General features: G+C 52.2%; 17 protein-coding genes. 6 read left to right on the forward strand and 11 right to left on the reverse strand.

All coding sequences use genetic code 11. The annotated features are described in order from the left end of the window. Nucleotides 1–38: 38 nt before the first annotated feature. The 4 genes from HQ37_RS03425 to sufD all read left to right on the forward strand — a co-directional run bounded on the left by HQ37_RS03425 (nucleotide 39) and on the right by sufD (nucleotide 4,117). Nucleotides 39–560 carry a CvpA family protein gene (locus tag HQ37_RS03425; protein ID WP_036880503.1) on the forward strand — a complete coding sequence of 174 codons (522 nt, stop codon included), beginning with the start codon at nucleotides 39–41 and terminating at the stop codon, nucleotides 558–560. Between the two features lie 93 nt (nucleotides 561–653). After that, nucleotides 654–2,099, forward strand: a complete 1,446-nt coding sequence (sufB, locus tag HQ37_RS03430; protein ID WP_036880506.1) for a Fe-S cluster assembly protein SufB — start codon at nucleotides 654–656, stop codon at nucleotides 2,097–2,099. An 85-nt stretch (nucleotides 2,100–2,184) separates the two neighbouring features. Further along, nucleotides 2,185–2,937 carry a Fe-S cluster assembly ATPase SufC gene (gene sufC, locus HQ37_RS03435; protein ID WP_036880509.1) on the forward strand — a complete coding sequence of 251 codons (753 nt, stop codon included), beginning with the start codon at nucleotides 2,185–2,187 and terminating at the stop codon, nucleotides 2,935–2,937. A gap of 4 nt (nucleotides 2,938–2,941) precedes the next feature. Next, complete coding sequence (gene sufD, locus HQ37_RS03440) at nucleotides 2,942–4,117, forward strand: Fe-S cluster assembly protein SufD (protein WP_052080726.1); 1,176 nt, start codon at nucleotides 2,942–2,944, stop codon at nucleotides 4,115–4,117. A gap of 182 nt (nucleotides 4,118–4,299) precedes the next feature. On the opposite strand, the gene rplI is transcribed toward sufD, so the two are convergent. The 9 genes from rplI to rplM all read right to left on the reverse strand — a co-directional run bounded on the left by rplI (nucleotide 4,300) and on the right by rplM (nucleotide 10,062). Further along, nucleotides 4,300–4,812, reverse strand: a complete 513-nt coding sequence (rplI, locus tag HQ37_RS03445) for a 50S ribosomal protein L9 (RefSeq protein ID WP_036880511.1) — start codon at nucleotides 4,810–4,812, stop codon at nucleotides 4,300–4,302. Between the two features lie 30 nt (nucleotides 4,813–4,842). Next, nucleotides 4,843–5,115, reverse strand: a complete 273-nt coding sequence (gene rpsR / locus HQ37_RS03450) for a 30S ribosomal protein S18 (RefSeq protein ID WP_036880514.1) — start codon at nucleotides 5,113–5,115, stop codon at nucleotides 4,843–4,845. Between the two features lie 3 nt (nucleotides 5,116–5,118). Beyond that, nucleotides 5,119–5,469: a 30S ribosomal protein S6 gene (rpsF, locus tag HQ37_RS03455; protein WP_036880520.1), complete on the reverse strand. Its 351-nt coding sequence runs from the start codon at nucleotides 5,467–5,469 to the stop codon at nucleotides 5,119–5,121. 104 nt (nucleotides 5,470–5,573) lie between these two features. Then, the gene (locus tag HQ37_RS03460; RefSeq protein ID WP_036880522.1) at nucleotides 5,574–6,554 is read right to left on the reverse strand and encodes an IdeS/Mac family cysteine endopeptidase; all 981 of its coding nucleotides are present in this window, start codon (nucleotides 6,552–6,554) and stop codon (nucleotides 5,574–5,576) included. Nucleotides 6,555–6,628: 74 nt separating this feature from the next. Next, a complete protein-coding gene (locus tag HQ37_RS03465) occupies nucleotides 6,629–7,228 on the reverse strand; it encodes a DUF3109 family protein (protein WP_036880524.1) in 600 nt (199 codons plus the stop codon). A gap of 97 nt (nucleotides 7,229–7,325) precedes the next feature. Further along, nucleotides 7,326–8,150 carry a translation elongation factor Ts gene (tsf, locus tag HQ37_RS03470; RefSeq protein ID WP_036880526.1) on the reverse strand — a complete coding sequence of 275 codons (825 nt, stop codon included), beginning with the start codon at nucleotides 8,148–8,150 and terminating at the stop codon, nucleotides 7,326–7,328. Between the two features lie 97 nt (nucleotides 8,151–8,247). Beyond that, nucleotides 8,248–9,072 (reverse strand): 30S ribosomal protein S2, encoded by an 825-nt coding sequence (gene rpsB, locus HQ37_RS03475; protein ID WP_036880533.1) that lies wholly within the window; start codon nucleotides 9,070–9,072, stop codon nucleotides 8,248–8,250. A gap of 135 nt (nucleotides 9,073–9,207) precedes the next feature. Then, entirely contained in the window at nucleotides 9,208–9,594 is a 387-nt protein-coding gene (rpsI, locus tag HQ37_RS03480) for a 30S ribosomal protein S9 (protein ID WP_036880535.1), read from the reverse strand. 12 nt (nucleotides 9,595–9,606) lie between these two features. Next, complete coding sequence (gene rplM / locus HQ37_RS03485; RefSeq protein ID WP_036880538.1) at nucleotides 9,607–10,062, reverse strand: 50S ribosomal protein L13; 456 nt, start codon at nucleotides 10,060–10,062, stop codon at nucleotides 9,607–9,609. Between the two features lie 702 nt (nucleotides 10,063–10,764). Between rplM and HQ37_RS03490 the strand changes: the two genes are divergently transcribed. Continuing rightward, nucleotides 10,765–12,234, forward strand: a complete 1,470-nt coding sequence (locus tag HQ37_RS03490; RefSeq protein ID WP_036880541.1) for a hypothetical protein — start codon at nucleotides 10,765–10,767, stop codon at nucleotides 12,232–12,234. Next, nucleotides 12,231–14,447, forward strand: a complete 2,217-nt coding sequence (locus HQ37_RS03495) for a tetratricopeptide repeat protein (protein ID WP_036880543.1) — start codon at nucleotides 12,231–12,233, stop codon at nucleotides 14,445–14,447. Before HQ37_RS03490 ends, HQ37_RS03495 begins: the two co-directional genes overlap by 4 nt. Nucleotides 14,448–14,632: 185 nt before the next feature. On the opposite strand, the gene HQ37_RS03500 is transcribed toward HQ37_RS03495, so the two are convergent. Continuing rightward, the gene (locus tag HQ37_RS03500) at nucleotides 14,633–16,429 is read right to left on the reverse strand and encodes a phosphoethanolamine transferase (protein ID WP_036880545.1); all 1,797 of its coding nucleotides are present in this window, start codon (nucleotides 16,427–16,429) and stop codon (nucleotides 14,633–14,635) included. Nucleotides 16,430–16,488: 59 nt separating this feature from the next. Next, entirely contained in the window at nucleotides 16,489–16,926 is a 438-nt protein-coding gene (locus HQ37_RS03505) for a DUF695 domain-containing protein (RefSeq protein WP_036880547.1), read from the reverse strand. Nucleotides 16,927–17,041 lie beyond the last annotated feature (115 nt).

The following is a 17,041-nucleotide window of genomic DNA, read 5'->3' on the forward strand; positions in this document are numbered from 1 at the left end:
CTTGAAACGTATCACAACCTATCCTAAACCTATCCTAGATGAATGGACTAGACTTGGCCCTACTGGTCATCCTACTGCTATCGACCATCAGTGGAGCTTGGGCGGGAGCGGCTAAACGCCTCGTACAGATTGCCTCGATCTTGATTGCCTTCTCCGAGAGCTGGCGACTGGCTCCTTGGCTTAGGGAGGCGATCCTCCCCTACTTCTCCCTCTCCTCGTCCTGGGCGAGCTTCCTGCTGCCTATTATCTCATTCCTCTTACTCTATCTCGTGCTCAGCCTCCTGGGCAGGTGGATCGCGTCGCTATTCGAGGGTGGCATCATCGGGATATTCAACCACTTGCTCGGGGCACTGCTGGGCTTAGTTATCGGGGTCTATGCCTTGGGCTATGCCCTCATCTTCGTCGACAAGCTCCTGCCTAGCCCAGCAGAGCTGGCCCGCAGCGGACTCGAGGATGTACGCAATACCTCAGAGCTCTATCACCCCATCCGACATTCGATTACCGACATCGAACAAATCATCGACTACTACACCCCTCGAGGGGAAAACAAAAAGTCTTGATGCTTGTTACAGCATTAGACGAGGATGCGTCTCTTCTGTCATGCAGCTTAGGGAGATAGACCTCGGAGACGATTTCACTTTACACATAGATTCATGCAAGAGAATGATAACATAATTGAGGAAGTTACATCAGGTGAGTATAAGTATGGCTTCACGACCGAGATCGAGACTGAAACCATCGGCAAAGGGCTCACGGAGGAAACTATCCGCCTAATCTCAGCCAAAAAAGAGGAGCCCGAGTGGCTGCTCGAGTACCGCCTCGAGGCCTTCCGTGTGTGGCAGGGGATGAAGTCCCCTCAGTGGGCTCACCTACGCATTCCCGAGATTGATTACCAAGATATTATCTACTACGCTGCCCCAAAACAAAAGGCTGGGCCTAAGAGCCTGGACGAGGTAGACCCCGAGTTGCTGCGAACCTTCGAGAAGCTCGGCATCCCCTTGCACGAGCAGAAGATCCTCAGCGGTATCGCCGTAGACGCTGTGATGGACTCGGTATCGGTCAAGACGACCTTCAAGGAGAAGTTGGCCGAGAAGGGTATCATCTTCTGCTCCTTCAGCGAGGCAGTCAAGGAGTACCCCGAGCTCGTGCGCAAGTACCTCGGCACAGTCGTCCCTGTCAAGGACAACTTCTTCGCAGCCCTCAATTCGGCGGTCTTCAGCGATGGTTCTTTCGTCTACATCCCCAAAGGGGTTCGTTGCCCGATGGAGCTCTCGACCTACTTCCGCATCAATGCCATCAATACGGGCCAGTTCGAGCGCACCCTCATCGTAGCAGACGAGGGCTCGTATGTGAGCTACCTGGAGGGCTGTACAGCTCCGCAGCGTGATGAAAATCAGCTCCATGCAGCTATCGTCGAGATCATCGTCGAAACAGATGCTGAGGTGAAATACTCGACCGTACAGAACTGGTTCCCAGGCGACAAGGAGGGCAAGGGCGGTATCTACAACTTCGTAACCAAGCGAGGCATTTGCCGAGGCGATCGCTCCAAGCTCTCCTGGACACAGGTAGAGACGGGCTCGGCCATTACCTGGAAGTACCCCAGTTGTGTGCTCAAGGGCAATGACTCTGTGGCAGAATTCTATTCGGTAGCGGTAACCAACAATTATCAACAGGCCGACACGGGTACGAAGATGATCCACCTGGGCAAGAATACCCGCAGCCGCATTGTCTCCAAAGGGATCTCGGCAGGACGCAGTCAGAATAGCTACCGAGGCCTCGTACAGGTCAGCAAGCATGCAGACAATGCCCGCAACCACTCACAGTGCGATAGCCTCCTCTTGGGCAGCACCTGCGGGGCACATACCTTCCCCTATGTGCAGGTGGACAACGACACAGCCATCATCGAGCACGAGGCCACGACCAGCAAGATCAGCGAAGATCAGATCTTCTATTGCCAGCAGCGTGGTATCGGTGTCGAGGAAGCTGTCGGCCTAATCGTCAATGGATATGCCAAGGAGGTGATGAACAAGCTCCCCATGGAGTTCGCCGTCGAAGCACAGAAGCTCCTAGCCATCTCCCTCGAGGGTTCGGTCGGCTAAGGCCTCTCCTCGCTCTACAAACTACCCTATTCAATCCTCAAACAGAGGGCATTAGATCATATATATTTAATCGGTACAAGCAATAATGCTACATATAGACAATCTCCACGCCAATATCGGAGACAAAGAGATCCTCAAGGGAATTAACCTACAGGTAGGCCCAGGAGAAATTCATGCCATCATGGGGCCTAACGGCTCAGGTAAGAGCACCCTATCATCCGTACTCGTGGGGCACCCTGCCTACGAAGTTACTTCGGGCTCGGTAACTTTCGAGGGACAAGATCTCCTTGAACTAGAACCCGAGGAGCGTGCCCATCTAGGGATGTTTCTCAGCTTCCAATACCCCGTTGAGATCCCTGGGGTGAGCATGGTCAATTTCATGCGTGCAGCAGTCAATGAGCACCGCAAGGCTACAGGACAAGAACCTATCTCCGCCAGCGACTTCCTCAAGCTCATGAAGGAGAAGCGCGCCCTCGTAGAGCTCGACAACAAGCTCGCTAGTCGCTCAGTAAACGAAGGCTTCTCGGGTGGAGAGAAAAAGCGCAATGAAATCTTCCAAATGGCCATGCTCGAGCCCAAGCTCGCCATCCTAGACGAGACAGACAGCGGCCTCGACATTGATGCCCTGCGCATCGTGGCCGGGGGGGTCAATGCCCTGCGCAGCCCCGAGCGCAGTGCGATCGTGATCACCCATTATCAGCGTCTACTCGACTATATCAAACCCGACTTCGTCCATGTGCTCTACAAGGGGCGCATCGTGCGTAGCGGAGGCCCAGAGCTAGCCCTCCTACTCGAGGAGAAAGGCTACGACTGGATCAAAGAAGAACTAGGAGAGTAAGCCCATGGGACAATTAGAGACACAGCTAGTAGCACTTGCTCAGAGGGAGGATTTATGCCCCTGTAGGCAGGTAGCACTACAGCGATTTAAACGCATCGGCCTACCTGCCTATCGCTCCGAGGACTATCAGCGCACAGACCTCTCAGCTATGCTCGAGGGCCGCTGGCAGATCTCACAAGGTAGCTATGAGAGCAATATCGAAGAGATTAGCTGGCCAGAGGGGTCGTATGTAGGGCTGCTCAGCGGCTTCAAGGGCAATCTACCCAAGCTACATTCGACCGATGGCGATCCTTTGCAGGCTCTTATCGAGGGTCTAGACGACCATACCTTCCTCGTCTACCTACCCAAGGAGGCTAAGGTACATCAGCCCCTCAACTACACCTACCTCCTAGAGGAGGCTGAGCAGGGGGCTATGCTGCTGAGCCGCTTCATCATCGTCCTGGAGGCTGAGGCTGAGCTAGAGATCGTTGGTTGGGATCGCAACCGCTTCACAGGCCACAGTGTTAGCCTGCAGAGCACTGAGATCTTCGTGGGTAAGGGAGCGAAGCTCACCCTCACAGACATCGAGGATAGCGTGGCAGAGGCACAGCGCATCAGCACGCTACACCTCGTCCAGGAGGCCCACAGCCAGGTTAAGCTCTACAGCCTTACCCTGGGGGCTGGCCGCACACGAAATAACTTCCACTGCGACCTCATGGGTGAGTATGCCAACCTGAGCCTCTCGGGCGTAGTCCTCAATACAGGCAAAAGCCACGTGGACAACTTCTCATACATCTCGCACTCAGTGCCCCACTGCACTAGCGACGAACTCTTCAAGTACATCCTGGCAGACGAGGCCAGCGGGGCATTCACAGGACGCATCCTAGTGGCCATCGATGCGCAGAAGACACAGGCTTATCAGAATAACCGCAACCTGCTGCTCTCTCCATCTGCTCGCATGCAGGCCAAGCCCCAGCTCGAGATCTACGCTGATGATGTGAAGTGTAGCCACGGGATGACGACCGGACAGCTGAGCAGCGATGCGCTCTTCTACCTCCGTCAGCGAGGCATTCCCGAACGGCAGGCTCGGATGTTCCTGAGCATCGCCTTCGCCGAGGATGTACTACAGCGCATCGAGGACGAAGACCTGCGCTGCAGCCTCAGGGAGCAGGTCGAGCACCATCTGCACTCGATTTACTAGCCTTCCTCTCTCAAGGAGACAGAGCTTAAAGGACAAAGGTTACCCCCTAGCGGCATCCGTAAAATGCCACTAGGGGGTAACCTTTTCTCTTAGTCCTCTCTAGGCGAGGCATCATAAGCAGCAAGGCTGTAGTCCCAAAGGAACTACAGCCTTGATTCATTTCTTTGTAAGTCGAGAGAGAACTATGCCTCCTCGGCAGGAGCAGCAGCCTCCTCAGCGGGGGTCTCCTCCTTCTTCTCAGCAGCTACAGGAGCATTCTCCGAGATCACTTCGAAGGGGATCTCTACAGCGACCTCCTTGTGCAGACGAACCGTAGCTACATAGTTGCCAAGCTCCTTAACGTTCTTCACGAAGATAAGCCTGCGCTCGATGTCGAAGCCCTTCTTAGTAAGCTCTTCGGCAATCTGAATGTTAGACACAGAGCCATAGATAGCTCCTGCATTACCAGTCTTAACGGCGATAACCAGCTTGATACCATCGAGCTGAGCAGCCTTTTGCTGAGCCTCCTGCTTGATAGCGGCGAGCTTATGAGCACGCTGCTTGAGGTTCTCTGCGAGTATCTTCTTAGCAGATGCAGTGGCTAGGACTGCCTTACCTGTTGGGATTAGAAAGTTGCGACCATAGCCATCCTTAACGACTACGATGTCGTCCTTGTAACCAAGATTGATTACATCTTCTTTCAAAATAACTTCCATTGTATTCTGTCTCCTCTTTAATATCGGTGATTACTTAATAGTCATGTTGTCAGTTACGTAAGGCAGCAGTGCAAGATGACGAGCACGCTTTACGGCCTGAGCTACACGACGCTGAAACTTGAGCGAAGTGCCAGTGATACGACGGGGAAGGATCTTACCCTGTTCATTGAGGAACTTCTTGAGGAAGTCGGGATCCTTGTAGTCGATATACTTGATACCGCTCTTCTTGAAGCGGCAGTACTTCTTACGGTTCTTGTCTACTGTCAGGGGAGTGAGGTAGCGAATTTCTGATTGCTGAGCCATTGTTTAGTTCTCCTTTTCGTTAGATGATGACTTCAAGTTTCTTCTCTTAGCAGCGTACTCGGCAGCGAACTTGTCCTGACGGAAAGTCAAGAAGCGAAGTACTGCTTCATCGCGACGGAACTGCGTCTCTAGGAGCGCAATAGTCTCAGGCCTGGCCTTGAACTCTACCAGCTGATAGAAGCCAGTAGACTTCTTTTGGATAGGATAGGCGAGCTTCTTCAGCCCCCAATTCTCATGATTGACAATCTCTGCCCCCTCGCTCTCGAGGAAGTTTACGAACTTGTCTACCGCTTCCTTCATCTGAACCTCAGACAAAACGGGAGTTAAAATGAAAACGGTTTCGTAATTGTTCATACTGATCGTTTATTAACTAATTGTTTATAATTAAAACCGTGCAAAGGTACGACAATTTGCCGAGAAAGTCAAATCGCCTTCCAAGTCGGTCGGTAGAGCAGGCTCTAGGGCTTTGACAGCTTGGGAGGGGCAAGGTAAAAAAGGCGGAGGATTGCCCAGCTCCCTCCCTCAGAATAAGCCTCTGAAACAGGAATATCCATAGCTACCTCTCTACTATTGAACTGTTTATCAACATAAATCCAAACAGGACAACGTACCAGCTTCTGCTCATAATCATCAGAGTCTGTAATATAGATAGCGACGACAATTCCCTGATCATTGACCTCTGCTCCCCAAAGAGTGATGGCATGTAATGAGCCTCCAAGACCCACATGTGTTTTGATCTCGAGACCGATACTCGAGCCTACTCTTAGGCGTTCAAGAAGGTACTCTGAGAAAATCTTCTGGGCTTCCTTAGGGCTTTTTGCGGAACTCCAATCATCATAAGAGGCGAAAGCACTCTGACTATAGTCAACCACCTTATCTCGGAGATAACCACCAGTATTGGGCAACGGGTAAGAGTGATTACTAATTTTAACATGCTTACCCTCTATATACCAAAGTAGTCCACTACTAATATTCCCTCCCCTAGTCAGCTCCCTAAATTTCGATATTGCATCATCAAATATAGCTGATTTGTACAGGCCAGTACCTCGACCATGAGGTGTGCCCTGAGGCAGAGTATTACCTTGCTCAAGGTAAAGATCTTGCCACCATTGCAACATATTCGAGGCTGAAATCAGCCAACAAGCCATAATGTCCTCTGGCCTCTTGAGCTTATCGACATCGTACCAACCGTCCTCTAGGGTTACACCTGTGGCAAAGATGTGATTACTGGGTAACGGCTTTTTTTGCGGAGGCCTAGGGTCTGAAGGATTTTTCTTTGGGGGCTCCTGGTTAGGCTGGCTAGGCTTATTGGGTTTAGCCTCTTCTCTTTTGACATCGAGCTTGCCTCGCTCAGAACAACCGGGTAAAAAAAGAGAGAGCAAGAGAGCCAGCCCAAATACCAAGACAGCGATGTAACTCCGCCGAGCTGAATAGGACATAATATCTCTGATTTTTACGCAATAAAAGGACAAGCACTAATGGGGCAAAGATAACGATAGAGTTGAGAAGATCCCTACCCATTCGATGAGGCCTCAGACGAGCGTTCGGCCTCAAGCAGGCGAGCAGCCTCCTCGAGCTGCCCATACCAGGCCTCGCCAAAGGCTCGCTTGAGTGGAGCCTCGAGGAAGCGATAGAGCGGTATACCCTCCCTGCGTCCTCTCTTAAGAGCGCACTTGCAGAGAGACCACTTGTGATAGTTCACCGCAGTGAAGTCTCTGTAGCGGCTCAAACGTATGGGATAGAGCTGACAGCTAATGGGTTTGATGAAGTCCGTTTTACCCTCGTAATAGACTCGTTCGAAGGCACACTGACACCCCCCAGAGCCGTCGTAAGTCGTGAAGACACAGTCCTTACCGTCCACGATACTCGTAACCTCATCGCCCTCCTCATCGATATAGCTCACCCCCTGAGCTTCAATCACCTCTAGGGCTCGGGGAGAGAGTAGCGGACGGACGACCTCAAGGTATCGGCGAAGCTCATCGGCCTCACCTGCCTCCAGGGGAGCCCCACTATCTCCCTCGATGCAGCAAGCTCCTTGGCAAACCGCATAGTCGCAGGCAAATAGTGTGTCGAATACGTCTAGACTTACGATCTTGTCCTCGATCTCTATCATATACTCTTTCAAGTTTCTGCAATGGAAGATCCCCCGCCTAGGGGCTTCTCGACGAAGCTCTTGGCGAGGGATCGATAACTGTCCGAAGAGCTCAGACTTACTCTGCTATGAGTGAAGCACGATAGAATGCTACTACAGAGAGCGTATTGCTCTGGCTGTGCAGGTACTGAGCAATCGTCTGCTTGTTATCCTTAACAAACTCTTGCTCCATGAGCGTATTCTCCTTGAAGTACTTCTTGAGAGCACCCTGAGCGATGTGATCGATGAGGTTCTCGGGCTTGCCAGCCTCACGAGCCTTCTCACGAGCGATCTCAAGCTCACGATCCTTGATATTCTGAGGCACATCAGCTTCGGTGATCCCTACGGGGTTCATTGCAGCGATCTGCATGGCCACGTCTCTAGCTACCTGGAGCTCGAGGGGCTCGTTGAAGGCTACGATCGTAGCGAGCATGTTACCTGGGTGGATGTAGGACACCGTTGAAGCACCCTTAACGAACTCGTACACACCGAGCTCCATCTTCTCACCCGTTACACCGCTGCGCTCGGTGATCATCTCCTGTACAGAGCGACCATCGACCATAGGAGCAGCGAGGATCTCCTCCTTGCTAGCCCCACGCTTTTCGAGGGCGATAGCCAGTACAGCCTTGGTCAGGTCGATGAACTCCTGGTTCTTAGCCACGAAGTCCGTCTCGCACTTGATACCGACAACGATGGCGAAGTCTCCATCGTGAGCGGCCAGTACACATCCCTCCTCAGTCTCACGGTCGCTACGCTTGGCGGCGATAGCTTGCCCACGCTTGCGGATGATCTCAATAGCCTTGTCGAAGTCGCCAGCAGCCTCTTCGAGGGCCTTCTTAACGTCCATCATACCTGCGCCAGTCATCTTGCGCAGCTTGGCGATGTCTTGAATTGATACAGCCATTGTATTGTTGGTTGTGTTAGGTTATTGTTTTGATGTTTAACGAAGAGTACAGTCAAAAGGCGGAGGCCATCGCTGACCTCCGTCCCTGTTGAACTGACTATTCTTCGCTTGAGTTTTCAGCCTCTGTAGTCTCTTCGGCAGCACCACGACGCTCACGACGAGCACCGCTGCGTCCGCGACGGATGCGACGAGGCTCTTCTTCGCCAGCCTCGCTCTCCTCACCCTTACCCTCGGCCTTACGCTCCTGCAGACCTTCAGAGATCGCAGAGCAGATAGCACTCATGATGAGCTCTACACCGTCTGCAGAGTCGTCATTGGCGGGGATTACATAGTCTACATTGGTTGGGTCGCTATTGGTGTCCACAATAGCAAACACGGGGATACCCAGGCGGTTAGCTTCTGCGATAGCGATATGCTCCTTGAGCACATCCACTACGAAGAGTGCAGAGGGGAGGCGATTCATATCGGCAATAGAGCCGAGGGTCGTCTCAAGCTTCGCACGCTGACGAGTGATCTGCAGCTTCTCACGCTTGGAGAGGTTATCAAAAGTACCATCGTTGGTCATCTTGTCAATCAGGGTCATCTTCTTGACAGCCTTACGGATGGTGGGGAAGTTGGTCAGCATACCACCTGGCCAACGCTCCGTTACATAGGGCATACCAACGCTCTTTGCCAGCTCGCCCACAGACCCCTTGATCTGCTTCTTGGTAGCTACGAAGAGGATCTTCTTGCCACCCTTGGCCATTTGCTTAGCGATCTCAGCTGCTTCGTCTATCTTGGCAACTGTCTTATGTAGGTCGATAATGTGAATATCGTTGCGCTCCATGAAGATGTATGGAGCCATTGCTGCGTTCCACTTACGTGTCAGGTGACCGAAGTGTGCACCAGCATTCAATAGTTGTTCAAAAGAAACTCTTGACATTGTTTTTTCGTTTACGTTCTATAAATGTAACATACGATTACTTTCAACCGCTCGGTAGTACGCTCCTCTAGGAGGGGTAATCCCAGCGATTTAGATACTAAACGCGAGTAACACTCGAGATCTACGATCCAAGTATTAACGCTTGCTGAACTGGAAGCGCTTGCGAGCCTTAGGACGGCCTGGCTTCTTACGTTCTACAGAGCGTGCATCGCGAGTCATGAAGCCCTCGGCACGCAGGGTTGCCTTGTCCTCTGGGTTGATCTTCACCAGGGCACGAGAGATAGCTAGACGAGCAGCCTCGCTCTGACCCTTGAAACCACCACCCTTGAGGTTGATCTTGATGTCATACTTCTCCACCACGTCGAGCTTAGCGAGGGGCTGACGCACGATGAACTGGAGGATAGATGAGGGGAAATAGGATGCAATATCACGCTTGTTGATCGTGATCTTGCCCGAACCTGCAGACACATACACTCGGGCTACTGCGGCCTTACGACGGCCAATGGCATTGATCTGTTCCATGATAGTCCTGTCTTACTTGAGTGTATTGATATCAATAACAACTGGCTGCTGGGCAGCGTGCTTGTGCTCTGCGCCATCGTAGACGAAGAGGTTGCCCAAGATCTTGTCGCCGAGACGGTTCTTGGGGAGCATACCCTTGACTACCTTGCGGAAGAGGCGATCGCTACCCTTAGCCTGCAAGGCACGAGGGCTAAACTGACGCTGACCACCAGGGTAACCAGAGTACTTGAGATAAACGCGATCATCCCACTTCTTACCAGTGAGAACTACCTTGTCTGCATTGATGACAATCACGTTGTCACCACAATCAACGTGGGGCGTGAAGTTGGGCTTGTACTTGCCACGAAGGAGCTTAGCCACCTTCGAGCACAGACGACCGAGGTGCTGTCCCTCAGCGTCTACTACAACCCATCCTTTGCTGACAGTTGCCTTGTTTGCAGAAACGGTCTTAAAGCTTAAAGTGTCCATTTCTTGTTTGTTAGTTGTTTAATTGTTTAATAGACGAAGTGGATCCTCTCTCTAGAGACGCTCTTACCCAAGCTGACATAGTTGGACACTCAGCAGGGGAGCAAAAGCCTTGAGATCGAACCCAATGAGTACTATTTTGATAATTTTAGCGGTGCAAAGGTACGAATAATAATCCGAACGGCCATCGTCCTTGATCCTTTGTCTTTAAGGCTGGAGATCATCCGGGATCTTCTAGGCGGCTCTACCGAGGTCTCAACAAGTCTTCGACCGAGAGCACTACAGGCTCTCTACTGAAGGCCTAGATGAGGGCTATATAGAGGCTCAAGTAGGAGCTCGATCGAAACCTAAGTAGGACTTCCGTTGTGATCCTATCTAAACCTCGGGCGAAACCCAAATAGGACTTCCACCGTGATCCTATCCGAACCCTCTAGCGACCTCTAACTTAGCCCTCGCTGGTTATCCTATTGACACCTCTAGTAAGGCTCTACCAGGAGTGCAACTATAATCCTATCTAGGGGCTTGTCAAATCCCTCTCGGAAGAATAACAGAGAGCCTTGCATCACTATACCTGAGGCTTATCGAGCGAACACAAGCCACAAGAGGAAAACATAAACAACTAAAAACAAACAGACACTTTCATTTAGGATGCAACGAGATATGTTCTAGTCATATTTTTTATATTTGCCCCCCAAACTCGAATTTATGCGACAGCAAAAGAAACAGATAGGTCGGTCCCTGATCGGCATCATCACCTCTACTGCGCTGGCTTGCATCACTTCAGAGCTGACTATTCCTATACTGCGAGAGCTCCTACATGACCTGAGTATCGGGATGGCTGTAGACCTGACACAGCAGCTATCCCCCACCAGGCTCAAAGAGTATATCCTAGGGGCACATCCCAGTCAAATGGGCCGAGAGCTACAGAGATTGTTCCTCTCGTCAACAACTGACGCACTGGACAACATCCTCACGCTCTACCTCGAAACAACCTCTGACAGGCATGACAGACGCAGGGCCAAGCGAGCGATACGCACCCTCGTCAAACAGCTAAGCCACAAGCAGCAGCACCAACTACTTGACGATCTCGAAAACAAAGAGATCGCCATGCGCTTCACTTGCCCCGAAACGGAGGGCGAGACAGCTCTAGAGGCTTACCTCAGCCAACAGCTACAGACGTCATCAGACCTGCCCAAGGGTCTGAAGCAGATGATCACCCAGCACCTCAGCCCTCAAGTCCAACTATGCTTCGGCCATAACCTCGGGCAGGGACATCATCGAGAGGCGTGGATCAGCTACGAACGTACCCTGCTCGAGGAGATCTACCATCGCCTAGCAGAGGGACAGCCCCCTCTAGCCTCGGCACCCATTGAGCTACACATCCCCGAGCTAGAAGGCCGCCTTGGTAAGGTCCTGGCTCGCAGGCTTCGAGGGATCGAGGAGCGAGAGGATAAACTCATTCATCTATCCTCTGAGACTCATCTATCTGTGCGACAACTACTCCAACAGAACCAAAGCCATAGGAGACAAATACGAACCATGATGCTGGGGCTCTACCTCCTCGTCTTGGCTCTAGCTGGGACTTTGAGCTACTGGGCATACGATCGCCGGCAAGCATCCTTTGATCTCTGCATTCAGATCCATGGATGGTTGGGTCGGGATCATCACCTCATCCAGGGAGAGGCATCCCTGAGGGTGGAGCTAGGAGAGGAGATACGCGTCCTGGATATTGATCGGCATGGGCGCGTCTTCCTGAGCCATCTCCCCGCATCACTCGCAGGCAAGAGCATATCAGTACACATCAGCCAGCCCGAGGGGATGCCCTACTACAGCCTCCAGGAGAGTATGCTACTCGATCCCAAGCGATACATCCATTACCTTGAGGCCAGCATCGTTGGTCTCGATCGGCTCGATGGGCTCGTTAGGAATGCCCTCACAGGAGATGAAATCGTAGGAGCAGAGGTCTATATGGCGGGGGAACGTATCCACACTGACCGGCACGGACGCTTCACCCTCTTCATCAGCAAGCAAAGGCAAGCCCTAAAGCAGCAGATCTCTGTCAGCAAAACAGGCTTCGAACGCTACACGAGAAGCATCCCCATGGTGGGAATAGACCCCACGACCATCTTCCTCGAGCCCAAACATACTACAGGCCAACAAGCACAAGATCTATGAAAGTGATACGATACATCCTCATAGCCCTAGCCCTCGGGTTGTCCTCAACGGCATGGGCACAGAAAATCGAGCTGCGAGGCATCATCTGCGTGCAGCGGAGTCTCCCAAAAGAAGCAACTGTCGAATACGTTAGCGATGTTCTCATCGAGCATCCCAATGCCAAACCAACAGTCAGCGACACTCAGGGGACATTCACCCTGAGCATCATTGGCCTGGCCCGAGGGAGTCAAATCGGGATCAGCATCAAACCTCAAGGCAAGTACAGAGACTATGTCGTGGTCAATGAACACGAAATCAGCAATATCACCCTCGGAAGAACAACCCCTGTACAGGTGTACATCTGCAAGCGCAAGGAGCTAGAGGAGCGCAAGGCAGAGCTGATCGGGATCAACATCGATCGCTACCAACGAGCCCGACAGACAAAGCTCGCCCAGCTTAAGAACCATGTGGCAGAGCTTGAGTCCGACCATCAACACCAGAGCCTACTCTACCGCCATGTCCTCGACAGCATGCAGCGACTCTCGCGAGAGCAGGAGGCCATGCTGCGCCACATACGGGAGTATGCAGACACCTTCGTTCGGATCAACCTAGAGGGGGCGGACTCAACCTATCGAGAGGCCTACAGCCTTTTTGAGCGAGGCGAACTCGACAGCGTATCGAACTACCTAGACCAATCCTTCGACTACAAAAGCGAGTATGAGTACCTCCAAAAGTTGGAGCAAGAGAGCAAGGTCTATCAAGAGGCCAAGCAAGCCTTCGAGGAGGCGACGCAAAAGCGCAACGAATATACTCGTAGTGTGAAAGATCTACTCCTGCGCAAGTGCCTCCTCATGGCTCAGACCCATGGCCTACGCTCCGAGCGAGATCAGGCCATCTTGCGCTACCGCCAAGCTCTAGAGCTAGACCCCAAGAACCACAAAGTACTTTTCGACTATGCCAGCTATCTACAGTCTATCGGACGCTTCTCCGAGGCCCAACATCTCTACAGCACACTGCTCACCGAGCTGAGAGAGCACCAAGGCTCTCATCCCGAGACCTATATCCTACGCTCTCAGGCAAGTCTCCTCTACAATCTAGGTCTCAATGCCAAGAGCCAGGGACAGTTCGCCTCTGCCGAACAATACGATGCCGAGGCTCTCGCCCTATGGGAGCAACTGGCAAAGCAAGATCTAGAGCACCTGCCAGGTCTTGTGCTCGCCCTCAATGGTCTCGGGGCAGATCACTACATGCAGCAAAGGTTGGGCGAGGCTGAGGCCCTCTACCTACGCTCGTTGGAGATCCTAGAACAGGGCAAGCTCGGGAATAATCGCACTCAGCAATCATACCTCGTACAGACGCTCAACAACCTCGGCACTTGTGCCTATACCGCGGGGAGAGGCGAAGCCGCCGAGACCTATTACCTCAAGGCCCTCAGCCTACAGGAGGCATTAGCCGAGTTGCATCCACAGCTCTACAAGCGAGACCTATACTCTACCCTGCACAATCTAGGCACTTGTGCTCAAAGTCGACAACAAGACGAGGATGCAGAGCGATACTACCGCCGAGGCATCGAGATCGCAAGACTACTGCTCTCGGAGAACCCCGAGGCCTATGAGTCGAGCTTTGCCATCTCGCTACATCATTTGGCTCTCACTATCAGCAAACAGGGCAGGCATAGTGAGGCAGAGGCTTACCACCGAGAGGCCCTCAGCATTCGCCAAAGGCTATACGCCCGAGAGCCTCGCAGACATTGGGGAGCTCTATCTACGACCATGGCCTTCCTCTCGGAGAACCTCTACCGGCAGGGACGCTGGAGCGAAGCGACACAACAGCAGAGGGAGCTCATCAAGTTCATGGAGCAAGCCCAAGCCCCAGAAGAGAATAAGTTCACCGCCATAGGCAATCTCGTCTACTTCCTCGTCGGCTCAGGAGAGTATACAGAGGCTGAGCAAAAGGCCCGCACAGCCCTAGCCCTACAGCCCAAGGCACACTGGATCAAACCGCACTTAGCTGTGGCTTTGCTCTTAGAAGGGCGATACGAGGAGGCTCGAGCAGCCTTCGACGAGCTCACCAATCTAAAGCACAACGGACGAAGGCTAGACACCCTCATTGCCAAGGGCCTGGAGCATCTACTTCGACTAGGAGCCATCCCTCAAGAACATCGAGGCGAGGTCCTCCAAACGATCCAGCGGATCAAAGAACAAGCTCCCAGCCCCAATACCTCAAGATCCTAGAACCTCACATCATGACCTCAATAAAAAGGGGAGGGATAGAGACGACAGAGCCCCCGAGAGAGCCGCAGTTGGCGACCCTCTCGGGGGCTTGTATGCAGAGATAGAGTAAATGTCGAAGCGCAGAGATATTCGAGCCCGAGAAGAAGCGGAGCAGAGGTGTACACATGACCCTACTCCACTCATCATCACAGGACAAGCTCCTGATTTAGGCTGCGGATGATGCGAGGACGAGAGGCTCGGTAGCCAGGAGAGAGGAACTCCAGCTCGGGGGTGCTGTATTGAGTACGAATGCCCAGCAGAGCTGGCAGTGTATGGGTGAATAGATCCAACATAATACGACGATCCTTGTAGGAAACTAATTGCTCATAAAGCTCTGGGTATTTGTTCCTCATAGAGGGGCTCATATAGATAAGCAAAGGAACGGAGACGCCCCCGACAGTCATCCCATGGTCGCAATAAGTTGGATTTCTCGGGTCATCATAGAGGATCTCCCCATGGTCAGAGAAATATAGAAGTAGCGTGGACCGATTCGAGTACCTATTGATGATCTCGGAGACAACATAGTCGTTATAGTAAACACTATTCACATAGTCTGCAATGTCTTGGTCCGGCTTCTCTCCTCGACGGATCGGGAGGTCTTGGGGAGTGAACCGAGCATAAGCCTCGGGGAAACGCTTCTTGTAGAGAGGGTGCGAGCCGAGCAGGTGTACGACCTGCATCAATCCAGACCGCCCCTTAGCCCTAGCCTTGTCGACACTGATGAGATAGGGGAAGACCCCTTCGTCAAAGAAGTGCTTCGTTTGGTCATGCTCCTCATCGATACTTCGGGCATGCACATAGTGGTGCTCATCAGCTAGATGGGCGAAGGTATTGATAGGCTGGATGAAGGTACCACTGCTCTCCTGGTTGCTGATCCACTCAACCCAATAGCCCGCCTGAGCAAAAACTGTAGGCAATGCGGGGTAGTCATACCAATTGCCTCCAGAATCATTCGTCTGATAAGTCAAGATCTTGGTCAGAGACTCTATCGTATTCGGTGCGGGGCTAACCACGCTATCATAGGCGATTAGATCGCCTGTGCTGAGTATCGAGTCTAGCCTAGGGGTATTGGACAAGGGGTAGCCGTAGCAGTGCATATAATCACGGCGGAGCGTCTCCCCGATCACCACGATGACATTCAGATCCTCTTGAGCAGGGGTAGAGGGGTCTTGATGGACAGAGAGCTGTAGATCAATATCTTTCATTCGCTCTACACTGGAGGCTATAGCCTTTGAGTTTTTGAGGAAGCCAATAGTATTCCACAGCACCCTATCATTAGGAGCAATGGTCAAATCGTAGGCATGGCCACTGGTCATAACCTTATCGTAAGTTCTAGGCAGAGAATATAGAGCGGTCATAAGGGTGGGAACGACAAGTAGTAGGCTCAAGACAATGCTCGAGAACTTAGACCACCAGCGAGGACTATATCGCACCCAGACCCAGGATATGAGTAGAAGTAGGCACAGCATCCCCACGGGTCTAATCAAGGTGGATAGGGATAGGCTAGACTCAATATATTCGCTCGCCTCCGAGGGGTTCGTCCCAGCCAAGGCTAAGACCACCCCATGGCTATAAACAGCACCATACCGGCCGAGCGTGAAGGCCTCTAGCAAAAAGATCGAGGAAGACAAGAAAACAATGACACCCCCTGCGAGCTGTCGTCCCCAGCGAGAGGAGAATAAGGCATGCCCCCACCACAGAAGTGAGGACCAAAAAGCTATTCGGATGAAGCCCCTAACGAGGGTTTCCGTCTGTGATAGACCAACGATGAGCTCCTCACCCTCCGGCAACAAAGCGTAAGACCGAGAGACGAACTGGACGTTGATCACCATCTGTAGGGTAAATGCCAGCAGGAAGACCCAGGAGGATCTCCCCAAGCGTTCCCAATAGGCATTCAGGAAAAGGTGCTCTTGCACCCATTTCGTAAGTGTACTCTTATTCATTAGTTGTTTCAAACATGTTTTATGCAAATGAGTAAATCAAAGGCTCTCCAACCTTCGAGTTATTCGATATCGGGTGTGTTGAGGGAGAGGAGGTCGAGGTACTCCTCCCAGTCGGGATCTTCTTCACAGAGGATCTCTAGTGGGAGGGTTTCATAGGGAGCTAGACACTCATTGAGCCGCTCGCCAAAGGAGGGCAGATGTCGGGTGTAGAAGACCCAGTACTTCTCCCCTGCTCCTGTATAATTGCCTGTCAAGATGGCCAATTTGTCTCGCTCCATAATCCGGCGCAGCTTGGGCTCTATCTCAGCGATCAGAGCTCCAGTTGATTCGTCAGGCATCCCAACTTCGTCAGCAGAGTAGGGCCACTTGATCTCCACCCGAACTCGAAGCTTCTTGCTCTGCATAAACTCCTCGAGCTCCAGCCTTCCCGTTACGAAGACAAGCTGTCCATTCTTTCCCTCACTGAGGGAGGTAAACCAATTATCCGTCAGTTTCATACCTTGTCAGTTATTATTGAGATCTCTAAAGACGAAGCAAAGGTAATGCTTTCTCCCTTTGCCCGAGACCTACAAGAAGTAAGTCTCCTCTGTCAGTTTGACTGAGGTTAGCCTC

The organism is Porphyromonas sp. COT-239 OH1446, assembly GCF_000768875.1.
In the GTDB taxonomy this organism is placed as follows: Bacteria; Bacteroidota; Bacteroidia; order Bacteroidales; family Porphyromonadaceae; genus Porphyromonas.

What these genes read in the sequence shown, in the direction of transcription:
- HQ37_RS03490 (WP_036880541.1), top strand. Translation starts at nt 10,765, where the DNA reads ATGCGACAGCAAAAGAAACAGATAGGTCGGTCCCTGATCGGCATCATC.
- sufD (WP_052080726.1), top strand. Translation starts at nt 2,942, where the DNA reads ATGGGACAATTAGAGACACAGCTAGTAGCACTTGCTCAGAGGGAGGAT.
- HQ37_RS03465 (WP_036880524.1), bottom strand. Translation starts at nt 7,228, where the DNA reads ATGATAGAGATCGAGGACAAGATCGTAAGTCTAGACGTATTCGACACA.
- tsf (WP_036880526.1), bottom strand. Translation starts at nt 8,150, where the DNA reads ATGGCTGTATCAATTCAAGACATCGCCAAGCTGCGCAAGATGACTGGC.
- rpsF (WP_036880520.1), bottom strand. Translation starts at nt 5,469, where the DNA reads ATGAACAATTACGAAACCGTTTTCATTTTAACTCCCGTTTTGTCTGAG.
- sufB (WP_036880506.1), top strand. Translation starts at nt 654, where the DNA reads ATGCAAGAGAATGATAACATAATTGAGGAAGTTACATCAGGTGAGTAT.
- HQ37_RS03505 (WP_036880547.1), bottom strand. Translation starts at nt 16,926, where the DNA reads ATGAAACTGACGGATAATTGGTTTACCTCCCTCAGTGAGGGAAAGAAT.
- rplM (WP_036880538.1), bottom strand. Translation starts at nt 10,062, where the DNA reads ATGGACACTTTAAGCTTTAAGACCGTTTCTGCAAACAAGGCAACTGTC.
- HQ37_RS03460 (WP_036880522.1), bottom strand. Translation starts at nt 6,554, where the DNA reads ATGTCCTATTCAGCTCGGCGGAGTTACATCGCTGTCTTGGTATTTGGG.
- rpsI (WP_036880535.1), bottom strand. Translation starts at nt 9,594, where the DNA reads ATGGAACAGATCAATGCCATTGGCCGTCGTAAGGCCGCAGTAGCCCGA.
- rplI (WP_036880511.1), bottom strand. Translation starts at nt 4,812, where the DNA reads ATGGAAGTTATTTTGAAAGAAGATGTAATCAATCTTGGTTACAAGGAC.
- HQ37_RS03425 (WP_036880503.1), top strand. Translation starts at nt 39, where the DNA reads ATGAATGGACTAGACTTGGCCCTACTGGTCATCCTACTGCTATCGACC.
- rpsB (WP_036880533.1), bottom strand. Translation starts at nt 9,072, where the DNA reads ATGTCAAGAGTTTCTTTTGAACAACTATTGAATGCTGGTGCACACTTC.
- sufC (WP_036880509.1), top strand. Translation starts at nt 2,185, where the DNA reads ATGCTACATATAGACAATCTCCACGCCAATATCGGAGACAAAGAGATC.
- HQ37_RS03495 (WP_036880543.1), top strand. Translation starts at nt 12,231, where the DNA reads ATGAAAGTGATACGATACATCCTCATAGCCCTAGCCCTCGGGTTGTCC.
- HQ37_RS03500 (WP_036880545.1), bottom strand. Translation starts at nt 16,429, where the DNA reads ATGAATAAGAGTACACTTACGAAATGGGTGCAAGAGCACCTTTTCCTG.
- rpsR (WP_036880514.1), bottom strand. Translation starts at nt 5,115, where the DNA reads ATGGCTCAGCAATCAGAAATTCGCTACCTCACTCCCCTGACAGTAGAC.